Source organism: Pseudomonas alloputida (genome assembly GCF_021283545.2).
In the GTDB taxonomy this organism is placed as follows: Bacteria; Pseudomonadota; Gammaproteobacteria; order Pseudomonadales; family Pseudomonadaceae; genus Aquipseudomonas; species Aquipseudomonas alloputida.
The window spans coordinates 1,844,040-1,860,665 of the sequence record NZ_CP128540.1 but is presented as its reverse complement, the minus strand read 5'-3'; the positions used below and the strand labels follow the sequence as shown (position 1 = coordinate 1,860,665).

At 62.3% G+C, this 16,626-nt stretch carries 10 protein-coding genes and 1 other RNA gene; 4 read left to right on the top strand and 7 right to left on the bottom strand.

Annotation, left to right across the window (positions count from 1 at the left end):
* Positions 1 to 16: 16 nt before the first annotated feature.
* The 6 genes from LU682_RS08650 to LU682_RS08625 form a co-directional block, all read right to left on the bottom strand.
* Positions 17 to 1,099: a type I restriction endonuclease gene (locus tag LU682_RS08650; protein ID WP_060489380.1), complete on the bottom strand. Its 1,083-nt coding sequence runs from the start codon at positions 1,097 to 1,099 to the stop codon at positions 17 to 19.
* 274 nt (positions 1,100 to 1,373) lie between these two features.
* An RNA gene (gene ffs, locus LU682_RS08645) (signal recognition particle sRNA small type) lies at positions 1,374 to 1,470 on the bottom strand.
* Positions 1,471 to 1,694: 224 nt separating this feature from the next.
* Entirely contained in the window at positions 1,695 to 4,025 is a 2,331-nt protein-coding gene (gene ligA / locus LU682_RS08640) for an NAD-dependent DNA ligase LigA (RefSeq protein WP_010955019.1), read from the bottom strand.
* Positions 4,026 to 4,261: 236 nt separating this feature from the next.
* Positions 4,262 to 5,155, bottom strand: coding sequence for a cell division protein ZipA (zipA, locus tag LU682_RS08635; protein ID WP_049588192.1), 894 nt, complete (start codon positions 5,153 to 5,155; stop codon positions 4,262 to 4,264).
* 204 nt (positions 5,156 to 5,359) lie between these two features.
* Entirely contained in the window at positions 5,360 to 8,848 is a 3,489-nt protein-coding gene (smc, locus tag LU682_RS08630; RefSeq protein ID WP_010955021.1) for a chromosome segregation protein SMC, read from the bottom strand.
* A 3-nt stretch (positions 8,849 to 8,851) separates the two neighbouring features.
* Complete coding sequence (locus tag LU682_RS08625; RefSeq protein ID WP_010955022.1) at positions 8,852 to 9,511, bottom strand: GntR family transcriptional regulator; 660 nt, start codon at positions 9,509 to 9,511, stop codon at positions 8,852 to 8,854.
* Between the two features lie 268 nt (positions 9,512 to 9,779).
* Here LU682_RS08625 and xdhA point away from each other — a divergent pair, with 268 nt between their 5' ends.
* The 4 genes from xdhA to guaD all read left to right on the top strand — a co-directional run bounded on the left by xdhA (position 9,780) and on the right by guaD (position 15,906).
* Entirely contained in the window at positions 9,780 to 11,234 is a 1,455-nt protein-coding gene (gene xdhA / locus LU682_RS08620) for a xanthine dehydrogenase small subunit (protein ID WP_010955023.1), read from the top strand.
* Positions 11,227 to 13,626: a xanthine dehydrogenase molybdopterin binding subunit gene (xdhB, locus tag LU682_RS08615; protein ID WP_010955024.1), complete on the top strand. Its 2,400-nt coding sequence runs from the start codon at positions 11,227 to 11,229 to the stop codon at positions 13,624 to 13,626. Before xdhA ends, xdhB begins: the two co-directional genes overlap by 8 nt.
* Positions 13,627 to 13,745: 119 nt before the next feature.
* The gene (xdhC, locus tag LU682_RS08610) at positions 13,746 to 14,591 is read left to right on the top strand and encodes a xanthine dehydrogenase accessory protein XdhC (RefSeq protein WP_010955025.1); all 846 of its coding nucleotides are present in this window, start codon (positions 13,746 to 13,748) and stop codon (positions 14,589 to 14,591) included.
* Between the two features lie 10 nt (positions 14,592 to 14,601).
* Entirely contained in the window at positions 14,602 to 15,906 is a 1,305-nt protein-coding gene (gene guaD / locus LU682_RS08605; protein WP_010955026.1) for a guanine deaminase, read from the top strand.
* Here guaD and aqpZ read toward each other — a convergent pair.
* Complete coding sequence (gene aqpZ, locus LU682_RS08600) at positions 15,903 to 16,601, bottom strand: aquaporin Z (RefSeq protein ID WP_014590205.1); 699 nt, start codon at positions 16,599 to 16,601, stop codon at positions 15,903 to 15,905. The two genes, guaD and aqpZ, sit on opposite strands and share 4 nt — an antisense overlap.
* Positions 16,602 to 16,626 lie beyond the last annotated feature (25 nt).

The following is a 16,626-nucleotide window of genomic DNA, read 5'->3' as shown; positions in this document are numbered from 1 at the left end:
GATACGGCAAGCAAACTCACTCATACAAGGAGATAGTACTCTTCAACTGCTCTGCAAAGCCATATATCTCATCCAAGGAGGCGATTGGATGTCGAGTCTCATTCTTATCAGAGTCAAATAGCCCAATGTACTTCTGACTCCGATTAAAGTGCAAGCGGCAAATTGGCTTGCGGTTATTATCATCAAGCAAGACCCCAAAATAACTCTTAGTATCACGATGGACAATTCGTTTCGCATCAACAACCGCCCTAACGATTGCCTTGACGATATGAAACCCTTCCAACTCTTCAAGTGTCGTCTGGATCTGGTCTTCAGCATTATCTTCAGCAGACTCTGAAACCGGGCTACTTTCCACAGCCTCCATAGCATATGAAGGCTCAACTGCACCGCTCATGGCCGACTTCAGTCGGTCATTGATCTGATCCCCCAAGAACTGGATCGCAGCTTTACGGGTCAGGGTCGTGAACTGCTCCCTAACCTTCTGAGTAATGATCCCGTCGTAAACCCGAGTAGCGAAGAACTTCACGAACTCGTCACTAGGCTGACTGAACTGCGAAGCCATCTCTTTCTTGATCTGACCAACGTACTTCAGTTCTCCAGCAGCACTGATGATCGAGTCAACATCGAACGCAGACTTGGTTAGCTTCTGAAGCTCAGGGAGAGCGTGTTCATCTATATCTAGAAGATCCAGCTCCAAGAATGGCTTCTCATCCATCTTGTTAGGCGCATCAAGGTCGGTGAAGAACCGATATACCTGGCCGTTGGTAAGGATCGAGATACGAGCTGTGGTAACGTGAAAGTACCGGAAGAGTTGGCTCGCGTGATTGATATGCAGCGGCTCGCCGATCTTCTTGCACTCGATCAGGATCTGAATCTCGCCGTTCTTCATTATGGCGTAGTCGATCTTCTCGCCCTTCTTCGTCCCCACGTCGCAGACGTACTCTGGGGTCACCTCCGAGGGATCAAAGACGTCGTAGCCCAGAACGGAGTTGATGAAGGGCATGACAAAGGCAATTTTGGTTGCCTCTTCAGTTTGGATAGCAGGACCCTGCTGGCGGATTTTGGCTGATAACGCGTTCAGTCGCTCTACGAATTCCATCTCTAGCTCCTCGCTCAGATGCCACATCCTAGTAGCACAGCCACCGTACTGGCAATTGCAAATCACAGTGAGAGGCAGGGATAAACAGCCGCATGAGCGGATGACAGGATTGCGCCGGGATAGGCGTAACCAGAGAAGGGTATTGGAGAGGCAAGATGACGAAGCTAGAATGTTCAGCACGGTGCACCACTTAGGTGTACTACGGCACTGGTCCACTTCGAGATTTTTAGCGAGCAAAGCCCTTTAAAATTAAGGACTTGCGTAATGGAGGCGGCCCCACCAGCCACACCCCGGCACTCGATGTTCCCGCTATGGCTGCTCCCTTCCGGGCCTGACCAGGTTAACGGGTAATCAATGCGGGGGGACCGATGGGGCCACCACTACATGTCTCGCTGAGCAGCGAGTGGCGCCATTGTACCGGTCTTTGGAGCAGATACAACCACTGCGGCAGAAAAAGTCATCATTTCTCAATGACTTGTCAGGGTCGAGATGGCCTGGACGGGCCTCTTCGCGGGTAAACCCGCTCCTACGGGCGACCGCGCAGGCTTTTCAAGTTTTGAGAAGACAGTTGCCCCCCACAGGGGGGCACGGATGCCTAGACCGCTATGCCCTGTTCGGCCAGGAATGTGACAAAGGCATCTTCGTCCAGCACCTTCACACCCAACTCGGCCGCCTTGGCCAGCTTCGAGCCTGCCCCAGGCCCAGCCACCACGCAATGGGTCTTGCCAGACACCGAACCGGCAACCTTGGCCCCCAGGCTTTCCAGCTTGTCCTTGGCAATGTCGCGGCTCATGCGCTCCAGCGTACCGGTCAGCACCCAGGTCTGGCCGGCCAGCGGCAAGCCTTCGGCCACCTTCTTCTCGCTGCTCCAGTGCATGCCGAACGCCAGCAGCTGGGCTTCGATGTCCCGGGCCAGTTTCTGGTTCGCTTCATCCTTGAAGAACTCACGCACTGCGTCGGCCTGCTTGGCCGCCAGGGCCTGGCGCAGGTCAATGCCGTCGGCGGCGATGATCTTGTCCAGGCTGTCGAGCCTGGCCACCAACTTCTCGGCACCGGTCGGGCCGACGGAGGCAATGTCGAGCTTGGCGATCATCCCGGCCAAGGTGGTGCTGGCGGCAAATTCGGCAGCCAGCTCACCTTCGTCCTGCAACTGCATACCGCTGTCGAGCAGCTGCTGGATAACCTTCTGGTTGTGCTCGTCTTCAAAGAAATTGTGGATCTCGTAGGCCACTTCGAGACCGATGTCCGGCAAATAGGTCAGCACCTGCGGCAATGCCTGCTGCACGCGCGCCAGGCTGCCCAGCGAGCGGGCCAGCACCTTGGCGGTCTCCTCGCCGACATCCGGGATGCCCAGCGCGTAGATGAAGCGCGCCAGGCTCGGGCGCTTGCTGGCTTCAATGGCATCCAGCAGCTTCTGGGTAGACACCTCGGCGAAGCCTTCCAGGCCGACGACCTGCTCGAACTGCAGCTTGTACAAATCAGCCGGCGAGCCGATCAGGCCTTCATCCACCAACTGCTCGACGCTCTTCTCACCCAGACCGTCGATGTCCATGGCACGGCGCGACACATAATGAATGATCGCCTGCTTGAGCTGGGCGCCACAGGCCAGGCGGCCGACACAGCGGTACACCGCACCTTCGCTGGTGGTTTCCTTGCCCTTGCTGCGCTTTACCAGCCGGGTACGCTCGACCTGCGAGCCACAGACCGGGCATGCGCTTGGCACCTCTACCGGGCGGGCGCCTTGCGGACGACGCTCCAGCACCACCTGCATCACCTGCGGGATCACGTCGCCGGCCCTGCGAATGATCACCGTGTCGCCGATACGCAGGCCCAGGCGGGCGATTTCGTCCATGTTGTGCAGGGTGGCGTTGGACACCGTCACACCGGCCACCTTGACCGGCTTCAGCCGCGCCACAGGCGTTACTGCACCCGTACGGCCAACCTGGAACTCGACATCCAGCACCTCGGTCAGCTCTTCCATGGCCGGGAACTTGTGGGCAATCGCCCAGCGCGGCTCACGGGCGCGGAAGCCCAGCTCGCGCTGGGCGGCCAGGCTGTTGACCTTGAACACTACCCCGTCGATCTCATACGGCAGACTGTTACGCCGCTCGCCAATGTCGCGATAGTAGGCCAGGCACTCTTCGATGCCCGCCGCATGTTTGAGCTCGCGGCTGATCGGCAGGCCCCAGGCCTTGAGTTGTTCGAGGATGCCGATGTGGCTGTCGCCGATACTCTCGGACACCTGGCCAACGCCATAGCAGCAGAACTCCAGCGGGCGGCTGGCGGTAATTTTCGAATCCAGCTGGCGCAGGCTGCCAGCGGCAGCGTTGCGCGGGTTGGCGAAGGTCTTGCCACCGGCCTCGGCCTGGGCGGCATTGAGCCGGTCGAAGCCGGCCTTGCTCATGTACACCTCGCCGCGCACCTCCAGCACTGCCGGCCAGCCCTTACCCTGCAACTTGAGCGGGATGTTGCGCACGGTGCGTACGTTGGCGCTGATGTCTTCGCCAGTGGTGCCGTCGCCACGGGTGGCGCCCTGCACCAGCTGGCCGTCGCGGTACAGCAGGCTCACGGCCAGGCCATCGAGCTTGGGTTCGCAGCTGTAGTCGACCGCGCCCGGCTGATCGAGGCCTTCTACCACGCGACGGCCGAACTCACGCAGGTCGGCTTCTTCGAAGGCGTTGCCCAGGCTGAGCATGGGCACTTCGTGGCGTACCTGGCTGAACGCCGCCAAGGCAGCTCCACCCACACGCTGGGTGGGCGAGTCGGGGGTTACCAGGTGCGGGTGTTCAGCTTCCAGCGCCTTGAGCTCGTTGAACAGGCGGTCGTATTCGGCATCAGGCACGCTGGGCTCGTCGAGCACGTAGTAGCGATAATTGTGCTGATCGAGCTCGGCACGCAGTTCGAGGATACGGGTTTCGGCGGTCATGGGATTTGTCTTCTCTTGCAAAGCAAAAGAGCAGCTTGGGGTGGTGCGTGGGGTTCCAGGTGTCTGTTGACTGTGCCAGCCTCTTCGCGGGTAAACCCGCTCCCACAAGGGCGTCACATGCCCTAGGGCGGTGATGTACCTGTAGGAGCGGGTTTACCCGCGAAGAGGCCGGCACAGGCAACGACGATACCCGAACCGGCCAGCACGCCCTCAGGCTGCTCTTTCGTCTGGATCTGTCAGCGCTTCTGGGTTAGCGCACGGCGCTCGAACTCGACGATACGCTGGCGGTAGTGCTCGATGGTCTGGGCGGTCAGCACGCTGCGCTGGTCGTCCTTGAGCTCACCGTTCAGTTCGTGGGCCAGCTTGCGTGCCGCGGCAACCATCACGTCGAAAGCCTGCTTCGGATGACGTGGGCCCGGCAAGCCGAGGAAGAAGCTCACAGCGCGAGTGCTGAAGTGATCGATGTCGTCCAGGTCGAACACGCCAGGCTTGACTGCGTTGGCCATCGAGAACAGCACCTCGCCGTGACCAGCCATGCTCTCGTGGCGGTGGAAGATGTCCATTTCGCCGAAGCGCAAGCCGCTTTCCAGGATGTTCTGCAGCAGCGCCGGGCCCTTGAAGCCACCCTCGTCGCGCGAGATCACGCTGATGACCAGCACCTCTTCGGCAGGCGGCAACTCCTTGACGCTGTTGCTGGCAGGCGCTGCGCCGCTGCTACGGTTGTTGTCGGCGGCAAAGTCGTCATCGCTGTCGGAAAACAGGTCGGGCTCGCGCGGCTCGGCGCTCAGGTTCAGGTCACCCTGGTGCACATCGGCAGCCGCACTGGCACGCTTGCCGCGCTTGCTGGCCTTGACCGGCTTGGGCTCACGCTCGCGATCACGCGCAGACGCGCTGAGCGACGGCAGGTCGCTTTCGTCCAGCTCAGGCTCCTTGTGGGTATCGAGCACTCGCGACGGGCCGAGCACTTCGGCACTGCCACCCTCTTCGTCCGGCAGGTTGGAATAACTGCGATCCAGACGGAATTTCAACTTGCCTTTCCCGCCGCGCATGCGGCGCCAGCCGTCGAAAAGAATCCCGGCGATAACAATGATGCCGATGAGGATCAGCCACTCGCGCAGACCGATTTCCATGTAATCCCGTGCCTCTATAAAAATATGCTTGAAAACAAAGGGTTCAAAGCCCTTTAACACGTGGCGCCAACTCTATGTTCTGACAGGCGTTTTACCCACGCAAAAAACGAGTGACATTAAGCTAGCACGACCAAAGACAACTTTACACCGTCTGTCGCACACGGCGGGGCATTTCGCTGCAGAATGTGCCCCTATCGTCGTGCATCAAGCGTCGACCATGGCCATGGCCGCCTCCACATCAACCGCAACAAGGCGTGAACAACCTGGTTCATGCATGGTCACCCCCATCAATTGGTCCGCCATCTCCATGGCAATCTTGTTATGGGTGATGTAGATGAACTGCACGCTTTCACTCATTTCCTTGACCAGACGCGCGTAGCGCCCGACGTTGGCATCGTCCAGCGGCGCATCGACCTCGTCGAGCATGCAGAACGGTGCGGGGTTCAACTTGAAGATGGCAAACACCAGCGCCAAGGCGGTCAGTGCCTTCTCGCCGCCGGACAGCAAATGGATGGTGCTGTTCTTCTTGCCCGGTGGGCGCGCCATGATCGTCACCCCTGTATCGAGTAAATCTTCGCCCGTCAGTTCCAGATAAGCGCTGCCACCCCCGAAAACTTTTGGGAAAAGTGCCTGTAATCCGGCATTTATCTGATCAAAGGTATCCTTGAAGCGGTTGCGGGTTTCCTTGTCGATCTTGCGGATGACGTTTTCGAGGGTCTCCAGCGCTTCGACCAGGTCGGCGTCCTGGGCGTCCAGGTAACGTTTGCGCTCGGACTGCTGCTCGTATTCTTCGATGGCCGCCAGGTTGATCGCCCCCAGGCGCTGGATGCGCGCTTCAAGCTGTTCCAGCTCCTGCTCGGTGCCCTGCTCGCTGGCCTCGGCTTCCAGGGTGGCGAGCACGCCTTGCAGGTCATAGCCGTCGGCCAGCAACTGTTCCTGCAAGGTCTTGCGCCGCACATCCAGGCCTTGGCACTCCAGGCGCAGCTGCTCCAGTTGACCACGCAGCAGCTGGGCCTGCTGCTCGGCCTGGGTGCGGCGTTTTTCGGCATCGCGCAGTTCGCGGTCAGCTTCGTCCATGTGCAGGCGAGCCAGGCGCATTTCCTCGTCGACGCTCATGCGCCGCTCCAGCAGCTCCTCCAGCTTCAGACGCAGTTCTTCCTGCGGGGCTTCACCCTCCTCCAGGTTCAGGCTCAGTTGTTCCTGGCGTTCGGTCAGGCGCGCAGCTTGCTGCTCCAGACGCTCCAGCGCCTGGCGGGTAGAGTCGTGCTGGGCACGCAGCGACCCCAGACGCACCGCCAGCTGGTGAGCGTGGTCCTTGTGCTGGCGGGCTTCCTGACGCACCCGGTCAAGGCTTTCGCGCAAGGTATCGCGGCGGGCCATCAACTGTTCGCGCTGCTCGGTGTCCTGGGCCATGAGCTCCAAAGCCTCTTGCAGCAGCAGGCGCGCTTCGCCCAGTTGCTCGTGTTCCAGGGCGCGCTGTTCTTCCAGCTCGCTCAGCTCTTCCTGCAGGCGGCGGCGGCGCAGCTCGACCTGCTCGGCGCGCGCGCGGCTGGCCGAAAGACTGGCCTTCAGTTCGCCGTGCAGGCGGTTTTCATCCTGGGTGCGGCGGCGCAACTGTTCGCGCTGCTCCTCCAGGTCCAGTTGCTGCTCGCGCAGGGCCTGCAACTGTTGATCGAGTTGTTCCAGCGCCGCTTCCTGTTCCAGTTGTTCCTGGCCCAGGCGTTCGATTTCCTGGCCGCGCGCCAGCACGCCGCCTTCGGCCTCGCCACCCCGGCGTACCCGCAGGAAGTGCCGGCCGACCCAGTAGCCATCGCGACTGACCAGGCTCTGCCCTTCGCCGAGCGATCCGCGCTGCTCCAGTGCCTGAGCCAGGTCTTCCACAGGCCTGACCTGGCCCAGCCAGGGCGCCAGGTCGATACGGCCCTCGACCTTCTCCAGCAAGCTGCCGGGCAACGTCGCCCCCGCGCCGACGGCCAGCAGCAAGCGCAGCTCACCCTGTTCCAGGCCGGCAAAATCAAGGTCGTTGAAATCGTCCACCAGCACAGCCTGCAGATCGGCGCCAAGCACCGTCTCTACCGCCAGCTCCCAACCCGGCTCCACCCGCAAGCCTTCGGCCAGCCGCGGCTGTTGCTCCAGCCCTTGGCCGTGCAGCCATTGCGCAGCACCTGCGCCCGGCTCCAGGGCGGCCTGCTGCAAGGCTTCCAGCGAGGCCAGGCGCCCACCCAGGCGCTGCAGGTCGCCCTGTGCCTGCTGTTGCGCCTGGGTGGCCTGCTGCAGTTGCTCGCGCGCGCTTTCCAGGCGCTCGATCACCTGCTCTTCGCAGAGCTGCAGTTCTTCCAGCAGCATTTCGCTGCTGGCCAGTTGCTCGGCCAGTTCGAGCATGGCGGCATCCTGCGGGTCGCTGCCCAGTTGCTCGCGCTCCTCGACCAACTTGCGCTGGCGCTCGGCCTGGCGCTCAAGGCTGGTTTCCAGCTGCTGCAGGCGCGCCTGCTGCACTTCGGCCTGGCGGCGCGGTTCGGCGGAGCGGCTGTTGAAGCTGTCCCACTGTTCCTGCCAGCCGTGCATGCCCAGCTCGGCCTCTTCAAGCGCGGCAGCGGCTTCCTCGGCAGCAGCCAGGGTCATTTCCTGCTCGGGTTCGAGCATGGCCAGCTCTTCGCCCAAAGTCGCCAGCAGGGTGCGGTCGTGCCCCAGGTGCGATTCGGTTTCCAGGCGTGTGCGCTCGGCTTCCTTGAAGTCGTCCTGCAACTGCCGCAGGCGCTGCTGGCCGTGCTGAATGCTCTGCTCGACCCGGGCGATGTCACCGGCCACCGAGTAGAAACGGCCCTGCACCTGGTTGAAGCGTTCGGACAGTTCGTGATGACCGTCGCGCAGGCGTTCGATACTGGCATCGGCATTGCGCTGCTCGGCCACCAGTGCCTCGTGAGAAACGCCCTGATCGCCGATCACCGATTCGCGCTGGCGTACTTGTTCGTCCAGGTCTCGCCAGCGCAAGGCAGACAGGCGCGCTTTCAGCTGCCGCTCCTGAGCCTTGTACTCACGGTACTTTTCGGCTGCCTGGGCCTGGCGATGCAGACGCTCCAGCTGGCGCTCGAGCTCTTCGCGCAGGTCGGTCAGGCGCGCCAGGTTTTCCTGGGTGCGGCGGATGCGGTTCTCGGTTTCGCGGCGGCGCTCCTTGTATTTGGAAATGCCAGCCGCTTCCTCGATGAAGTTGCGCAGCTCCTCGGGCTTGGCCTCGATCAGCTTGGAGATCATGCCCTGCTCGATGATCGAGTAGCTGCGCGGCCCCAGACCCGTCCCAAGGAAAATATCCGTGATGTCACGCCGGCGGCACTTGGTGCCGTTGAGGTAATAGCTGTTCTGCCCGTCGCGGGTAACCTTGCGGCGGATCGAAATCTCGGCGTAGGCGGCATACTCGCCGACCAGGGTGGTTTCGCTGTTGTCGAACACCAGCTCGATACTGGCCTGGCTGACCGGCTTGCGGCCACTGGAGCCGTTGAAGATGACGTCGGTCATCGACTCGCCGCGCAGGTTCTTCGCCGAACTCTCGCCCATCACCCAACGCACCGCGTCGATGATATTGGACTTGCCGCAGCCGTTTGGGCCGACCACGGCAGCCATGTTGCTGGGGAAGTTGACCGTGGTCGGGTCGACGAACGACTTGAACCCGGCCAGGCGAATGCACTTCAGGCGCATCGGTCAGCCTCTGGCCAGTGCCGCCAGCACCAGTTCGCAGCTGCGCTGGCCATAGGCGGTGAGCACCTCGCGAATGCGCGGCAGGTCACGCGAGACCACGGCTTCGAGCAAGCGGGCGAACAGGTCGAGATAGTCGATCATGTTGGCCTGGCGCTGGTCCAGCGACAGGTAATAGGCACGGCTCATGGCCGGCTGCAGGTTTTCCACGGTTTCCTGCAGGAACGGGTTGTCGGCGAACGGATAGGCCGCACGCATGACCGCAAAACTGTCGGCGACGAAGGTCTTGATGTCGAGCTGGTCATGGGCACGCTGCAGCCGCTGCTGGATTTCCAGAAACGGGCGCAGGTCGGCTTCGGTGCGCCATTTTTGCGCAACCGCATTGCCCAGCAGGATGTAGAACTCGCCCATCAGCGAGCACAGGCTGCGAACACTGCGCTCGTCCAGCTGGGTCACATGGGCGCCCCGGCGCGGCAGGATCGCCACCAGATGACGGCGTTCGAGGATCAGCAGTGCTTCGCGCACCGAGCCGCGGCTGACGTTGAGCGCCTGGGTAACTTTCTGCTCCTGGATACGTTCGCCTGGCGCCAGCTCGCCGCGGATGATGCGTTCGGCCAGGTAATCGGCAATCTGCTCGGAGAGGCTGTCCGGGGCCTTGAACGTCATGGTTTTCCTTCAAAATCATTGAACTGGGCACAAGGGGCGAATTGTAGCGTACTTGGGCGGTAATCGCGCAGAGGGGCCAGGCGGTTTATTTGACCTTTCAGACAGCCACGCGCTCGGCGCGATCTATGCTTGTAATAGAGGCAGTGTGTGCGGCTGGGCATGGACATGTGCATTTTCTTGACCCTTGAGTCAGAAAAATATTGACCTGCTAGACAGGTCTTGCTTAGAGTCCGCCCAACAACAATAAAACCATTGCGAGGCCTTCCCCGTGATCCAGTTTCTCGTCAACCAGGAGCTGCGTAGTGAGCACGCCCTGGACCCTAACATGACGGTGCTGCAGTACCTGCGCGAGCACCTGGGCAAAACCGGCACCAAGGAGGGCTGCGCCAGTGGAGACTGCGGCGCTTGCACCGTGGTGGTCGGCGAACTGATCCAGGACGACCAGGGTAACGACAGCCTGCGCTACCGCAGCCTCAATTCGTGCCTGACCTTTGTGTCGTCGCTGCACGGCAAGCAACTGATCAGCGTCGAGGGGCTCAAACAACAGGGTCAACTGCACAGCGTTCAGCAAGCGATGGCGGACTGCCACGGATCGCAATGCGGCTTCTGCACGCCCGGCTTCGTCATGTCACTGTTTGCCCTGCAAAAGAACAGCAGCGGCCCCGACCTGCATCAGGCCCAGGAAGCCCTGGCTGGCAACCTGTGCCGCTGCACCGGTTACCGACCGATCCTCGACGCCGCCGAGCAGAGCTGCCGCCAGCCCTGCCGCGACCAGTTCGATACCCAGCAGGCGCAAACCATCAGCCGCCTCAAGGCCATTGCCCCGACCCAGACCGGCGAGCTGAACAGCGGCGACAAGCGCTGCCTGGTGCCGCTGACCGTGGCGGATCTGGCCGACCTGTACAGCTCGCACCCCGAAGCGCGACTGCTGGCCGGTGGTACCGACCTGGCGCTGGAAGTCACCCAGTTCCACAAGACCTTGCCGGTGATGATCTACGTTGGCCATGTGGCAGAACTCAAGCGCATCGAGAAAACCGCCAGCCACCTGGAGATCGGCGCCGCCACGCCACTGACTGACTGCTACGCCGCGCTGAACGAGGAGTACCCTGACTTCGGGGCACTGCTGCACCGCTTCGCCTCGCTGCAGATCCGCAACCAGGGCACCCTCGGCGGCAACATCGGCAACGCCTCGCCAATCGGCGACTCGCCACCCCTGCTGATCGCCCTGGACGCGCAGGTGGTGCTGCGCCAGGGTGAACGCCAACGGGTGATGCCGCTGGAAGACTACTTCATCGACTACCGCATCACGGCTCGCCAGGACAGCGAGTTCATCGAGAAGATCATCGTACCGCGCGCCTCCAATGACTGGGCGTTCCGCGCCTATAAAGTGTCCAAGCGCCTGGACGATGACATCTCCGCCGTGTGCGCAGCCTTCAACCTGAGCATCGAAGACGGTGTGGTCAGCGGTGTGCGTATCGCCTTCGGCGGCATGGCGGCGATTCCCAAGCGCGCCCGCGCCTGTGAGGCGGCGCTGCGCGGCAAGCCGTGGGACCAGGCTGCCATCGAGCGCGCCTGCCAGGCCCTGGCCGAGGACTTCACCCCGCTCAGCGACTTCCGCGCCAGCAAGGAATACCGCCTGCTGACCGCGCAGAACCTGCTGCGCAAGTATTTCATCGAACAGCAAACACCGTACATCGAAACCCGGGTGACCGCTTATGTCTAACCATCACGTAGCCAAGAGCCAGGCCGAGATGGCCGAACTGTTCAGCCAGGACCTGACCACCGGGGTCGGCCGCGGCGTCAAGCACGACAGCGCCGACAAGCATGTATCGGGGGAGGCGCTGTACATTGACGATCGCCTGGAATTCCCTAACCAGTTGCATGTGTATGCACGTACCGCCGACCGCGCCCATGCGCGCATCCTGCGCATCGACACCACGCCGTGCTATGCCTTCGAGGGTGTGCGTATCGCCATCACCCACGAAGACATCCCCGGCCTGAAGGACATCGGCCCGGTGGTGGCCGGCGACCCGCTGCTGGCCATCGACAAGGTCGAGTTCTTCGGCCAGCCGGTGCTCGCTGTCGCTGCCCGCGATCTTGAAACCGCACGCAAAGCGGCCATGGCCGCCATCGTCGAGTACGAAGACCTGGAACCGGTGCTGGACGTGGTCGAGGCGCTGCGCAAGAAGCACTTCGTGCTCGATAGCCACACCCATCAGCGCGGCGATTCGGCTGCCGCCCTGGCCAGCGCCCCGCATCGCATTCAGGGCACCCTGCACATCGGCGGCCAGGAGCACTTCTACCTGGAAACGCAGATTTCCTCGGTCATGCCTACCGAAGACGGCGGCATGATCGTCTACTGCTCCACACAGAACCCCACCGAAGTGCAGAAACTGGTCGCCGAAGTACTCGACGTGCCGATGAACAAGGTGGTGCTGGACATGCGCCGCATGGGCGGCGGTTTTGGCGGCAAGGAAACCCAGGCCGCCAGCCCGGCATGCTTGTGCGCGGTAATTGCGCGCCTGACCGGCCAGCCAACCAAGATGCGCCTGCCGCGGGTCGAAGACATGACCATGACCGGCAAGCGCCACCCGTTCTACGTCGAGTATGACGTGGGCTTCGACGACAACGGCCGGCTGCACGGTATCAATTTCGACCTGGCTGGCAACTGTGGCTATTCGCCCGACCTGTCCGGTTCGATCGTCGACCGTGCCATGTTCCACTCCGACAACGCTTACTACCTGGGCGATGCCACCGTCCACGGCCACCGCTGCAAGACCAACACCGCCTCCAACACTGCCTACCGCGGCTTTGGCGGCCCACAGGGCATGGTCGCCATCGAGCAGGTGATGGACCATATCGCCCGTCATCTGGGCCGCGACCCGCTGGCCGTGCGCAAGGCCAACTATTACGGCAAGACCGAACGCAACGTCACCCACTACTACCAGACCGTCGAGCACAACATGCTCGAAGAGATGACCGCCGAGCTGGAGGCCAGCAGCGACTACGCCGAGCGACGCGAGTCGATCCGCCGCTTCAACGCCAACAGCCCGATCCTGAAGAAAGGCCTGGCACTGACACCGGTCAAGTTCGGCATTTCGTTCACCGCCACCTTCCTCAACCAGGCCGGTGCACTGATCCATATCTACACCGACGGCAGCATTCACCTGAACCACGGCGGCACCGAAATGGGCCAGGGCCTGAACACCAAGGTGGCCCAGGTGGTGGCGCAGATCTTCCAGGTGGATTTCAGCCGCATCCAGATCACCGCTACCAACACCGACAAGGTGCCTAACACCTCGCCTACGGCTGCTTCCAGCGGCGCCGACCTGAACGGCAAGGCGGCGCAGAACGCCGCCGAAATCCTCAAGAAACGCCTGACCGAGTTTGCCGCACGGCACTATCAAGTGACCGAGGAAGACGTCGAATTTCGCAACGGCCATGTGCGGGTGCGCGACCAGATCGTCAGCTTCGAGCAACTGGTGCAGCAGGCCTACTTCGCCCAGGTGTCGCTGTCCAGCACCGGGTTCTACCGCACGCCGAAGATCTTCTACGACCGCAGCCAGGCCCGCGGCCGGCCGTTCTACTACTTCGCCTTTGGCGCTGCCTGCGTGGAAGTGATCGTCGATACGCTGACCGGCGAATACAAGATGTTGCGCGCCGACATCCTGCACGACGTGGGCGATTCGCTGAACCCTGCGATCGACATCGGCCAGGTGGAGGGTGGTTTCATCCAGGGCATGGGCTGGCTGACCACCGAAGAGCTGGTGTGGAACGCCAAAGGCAAGCTGATGACCAACGGCCCGGCCAGCTACAAGATCCCGGCCGTGGCCGACATGCCACTGGACTTGCGGGTGAAGCTGGTGGAGAACCGCAAGAACCCGGAAGACACCGTGTTCCACTCCAAGGCCGTGGGCGAGCCCCCGTTCATGCTCGGCATTGCTGCCTGGTGTGCAATCAAGGATGCCGTGGCCAGCCTGGCTGATTACCGCGTGCAGCCGCAGGTGGATGCGCCGGCAACGCCGGAGCGGGTGCTGTGGGGCTGCGAGCAGATGCGCAAGGCAGTGGCTGAAACACAGTCGCGCGAACGGGAACTGGAAACCATCACCCCCTGACAACGCAAGGCCCTTGTAGGAGCGGGTTTACCCGCGAATGCGATATCAGCTCCAACGCTACATTCGCGGGTAAACCCGCTCCTACCAGGGTCGGCAGCATGGCTTAGAGAGGTTGCATCATGCACCAATGGATCAACGCCCTCGCCGACCACCAGTCCCGTGGCGAAGCCTGCGTGCTGGTGACCATCATCGAAGAGCGCGGCTCTACCCCGCGCAACGCAGGCTCGAAGATGGTGGTCAGCGCCAGCGGCCTGTTCGACACCATCGGCGGCGGCCACCTGGAATACAAGGCGCTGCACATCGCCCGGCAAATGCTCGAAGAGCAGCGCACCACCCCGCACCTGGAGCGCTTCAGCCTCGGTGCCAGCCTGGGCCAGTGTTGCGGCGGCGCCACCGTACTGCTGTTCGAGCCGATGGCCGCGGTGCAGGCGCAGATCGCCGTGTTCGGCGCGGGCCATGTCGGCAGGGCTCTGGTACCCTTGCTCGCCGCGCTCCCCTGCCGGGTGCGCTGGATCGACTCGCGTGAACAGGAATTCCCCGAACTCATCCCCAATGGGGTGACCAAGGTCGTCAGTGAGGAACCGGTCGACGAAGTCGCTGACCTGCCGCCCGGCAGCTACTGCATCGTCATGACCCACAACCACCAGCTCGACCTGGAACTGACTGCCGCCATTCTCAAGCGCAACGATTTCACCTGGTTCGGCCTGATCGGCTCGAAGACCAAACGGGTCAAGTTCGAGCACCGCCTGCGCGAACGAGGCTTTGACGAGGCCGTGATGGCCCGCATGCGCTGCCCGATGGGCCTGGCCGAGGTCAAAGGCAAGCTGCCCATCGAGATCGCCGTGTCCATCGCCGGTGAAATCATTGCCACTTACAACGCCTGCTTCGGCCAGCACGACGCTGCCGCCAATGCCGGCCCCATTGCCCAGTTGCTGCCGCCCTCCCGGCGCAGCCAAGCCATTTGACGAGTGTGTTATGACCGTTACCCGCAAAGCCTACCGTGCCGCCATCCTGCACAGCATTGCCGACCCGGCCGAGGTGGGCCTGGAGGCTTCCCATGAATACTACGAAGACGGACTGCTGGTGGTCGACGATGGCCGCATCAGCGCCGTTGGGCACGCCAGTGAACTGCTGCCGACGCTGGATGCCGGCATCCCGGTCGAGCACTACCAGGACGCGCTGATCACCCCGGGCTTCATCGATACCCACATCCACTTCCCGCAGACCGGCATGATCGGTTCCTACGGCGAGCAGCTGCTGGATTGGCTCAATACCTACACCTTCCCCTGCGAAAAACAGTTCGCCGACAAAGGCCACGCCGACCAGGTGGCGAAGATCTTCCTCAAGGAACTGCTGCGCAACGGCACCACCACTGCGCTGGTATTCGGCAGCGTGCACCCAGAGTCGGTGAATGCCCTGTTCGAAGAGGCTGAACGCCTGGACCTGCGCCTGATCGCCGGCAAGGTAATGATGGATCGCAACGCGCCGGACTACCTGACCGACACCGCCGAATCGGGCTATGCCGAAAGCAAGGCACTGATCGAGCGCTGGCATGGCAAGGGCCGCCTGCACTATGCAGTCACCCCGCGCTTCGCCCCAACCAGCACACCGGAACAATTGACCCTGGCCGGCCAATTGCTCAAGGAACACCCCGGCGTGTACATGCACACGCACCTGTCGGAAAACCTCAAGGAAATCGACTGGGTCAAGTCGCTGTTCCCCGAGCAGAAGGGTTATCTGGACGTCTACGATCACTTCGAGCTGCTGGGCGAGCGCTCGGTGTTTGCCCACGGCGTACACCTGTGCGACGAAGAGTGCCAACGCCTGGCCGAAACCGGCTCGGCCGTGGCCTTCTGCCCCACCTCCAACCTGTTCCTCGGCAGCGGCCTGTTCAACCTGCCCCAGGCCGAGCGGTTCGGGGTCAACGTGGGCCTGGGTACCGACGTTGGCGCCGGCACCAGCTTCTCTCTGCTAAACACCCTGAACGAGGCATACAAGGTGATGCAGCTGCAAGGCGCGCGCCTGCATCCGTACAAATCGCTGTACCTGGCCACCCTCGGCGGCGCCCGCGCGCTACGCCTGGACGACCGTATCGGTAGCCTGCGCCCGGGCAACGATGCCGACTTCGTGGTGCTGGACTACAAGGCCACGCCACTGCTGGACTACCGCATCCAGCAGTCCAACAGCATCGAAGAAACCTTGTTCGTGCTCACCACCCTGGGCGATGACCGTACCGTACGTGAAACCTACGCCGCCGGGCGCTGCGTGCACCAGCGTTAAGGTTCTTTCGCCAGGCCCCGATACAGCGCGCCGCCGATAGCAGCACCGATCAGCGGCGCCACCCAGAACAGCCACAGCTGCTGCAGGGCCCAGCCACCGACGAACAGGGCCGGCCCCGTGCTACGCGCGGGGTTGACAGAGGTATTGGTCACCGGGATCGAGATCAGGTGGATCAGGGTCAGGGCCAGGCCGATGGCGATGGGTGCAAAACCTGCCGGTGCGCGGGCGTCGGTCGCCCCCATGATGACCACCAGGAACATCGCCGTCATCACCACTTCACTGACAAAGCCTGCACCCAGCGTATAGCCACCGGGCGAGTGGTCGGCGTAGCCGTTTGAAGCCAACCCCGCAGACAGCTCGAAACCGGCCTTGCCGCTGGCGATGAGGTAGATCACACCGGCCGCCAGGATGGCACCGATCACCTGGGCGATCACATAAGGCAGCAGCTCTTTTGCCGGGAAGCGCCCGCCCACCACCAGCCCGAACGACACGGCAGGGTTTAGATGGCAACCAGAAATATGGCCGATGGCGAAGGCCATGGTCAGTACGGTGAGGCCGAAGGCGAAGGCGACACCGAGCACACCGATGCCGAGAGGGGAACTGGCTGCGAGTACCGCACTGCCACAGCCACCAAGGACCAGCCAGAAGGTGCCGATCAGTTCGGCCCCCATGCGTTTACCCAGGGACATGCTCATGAATCCATTCCTCAAGAAGTTGAAC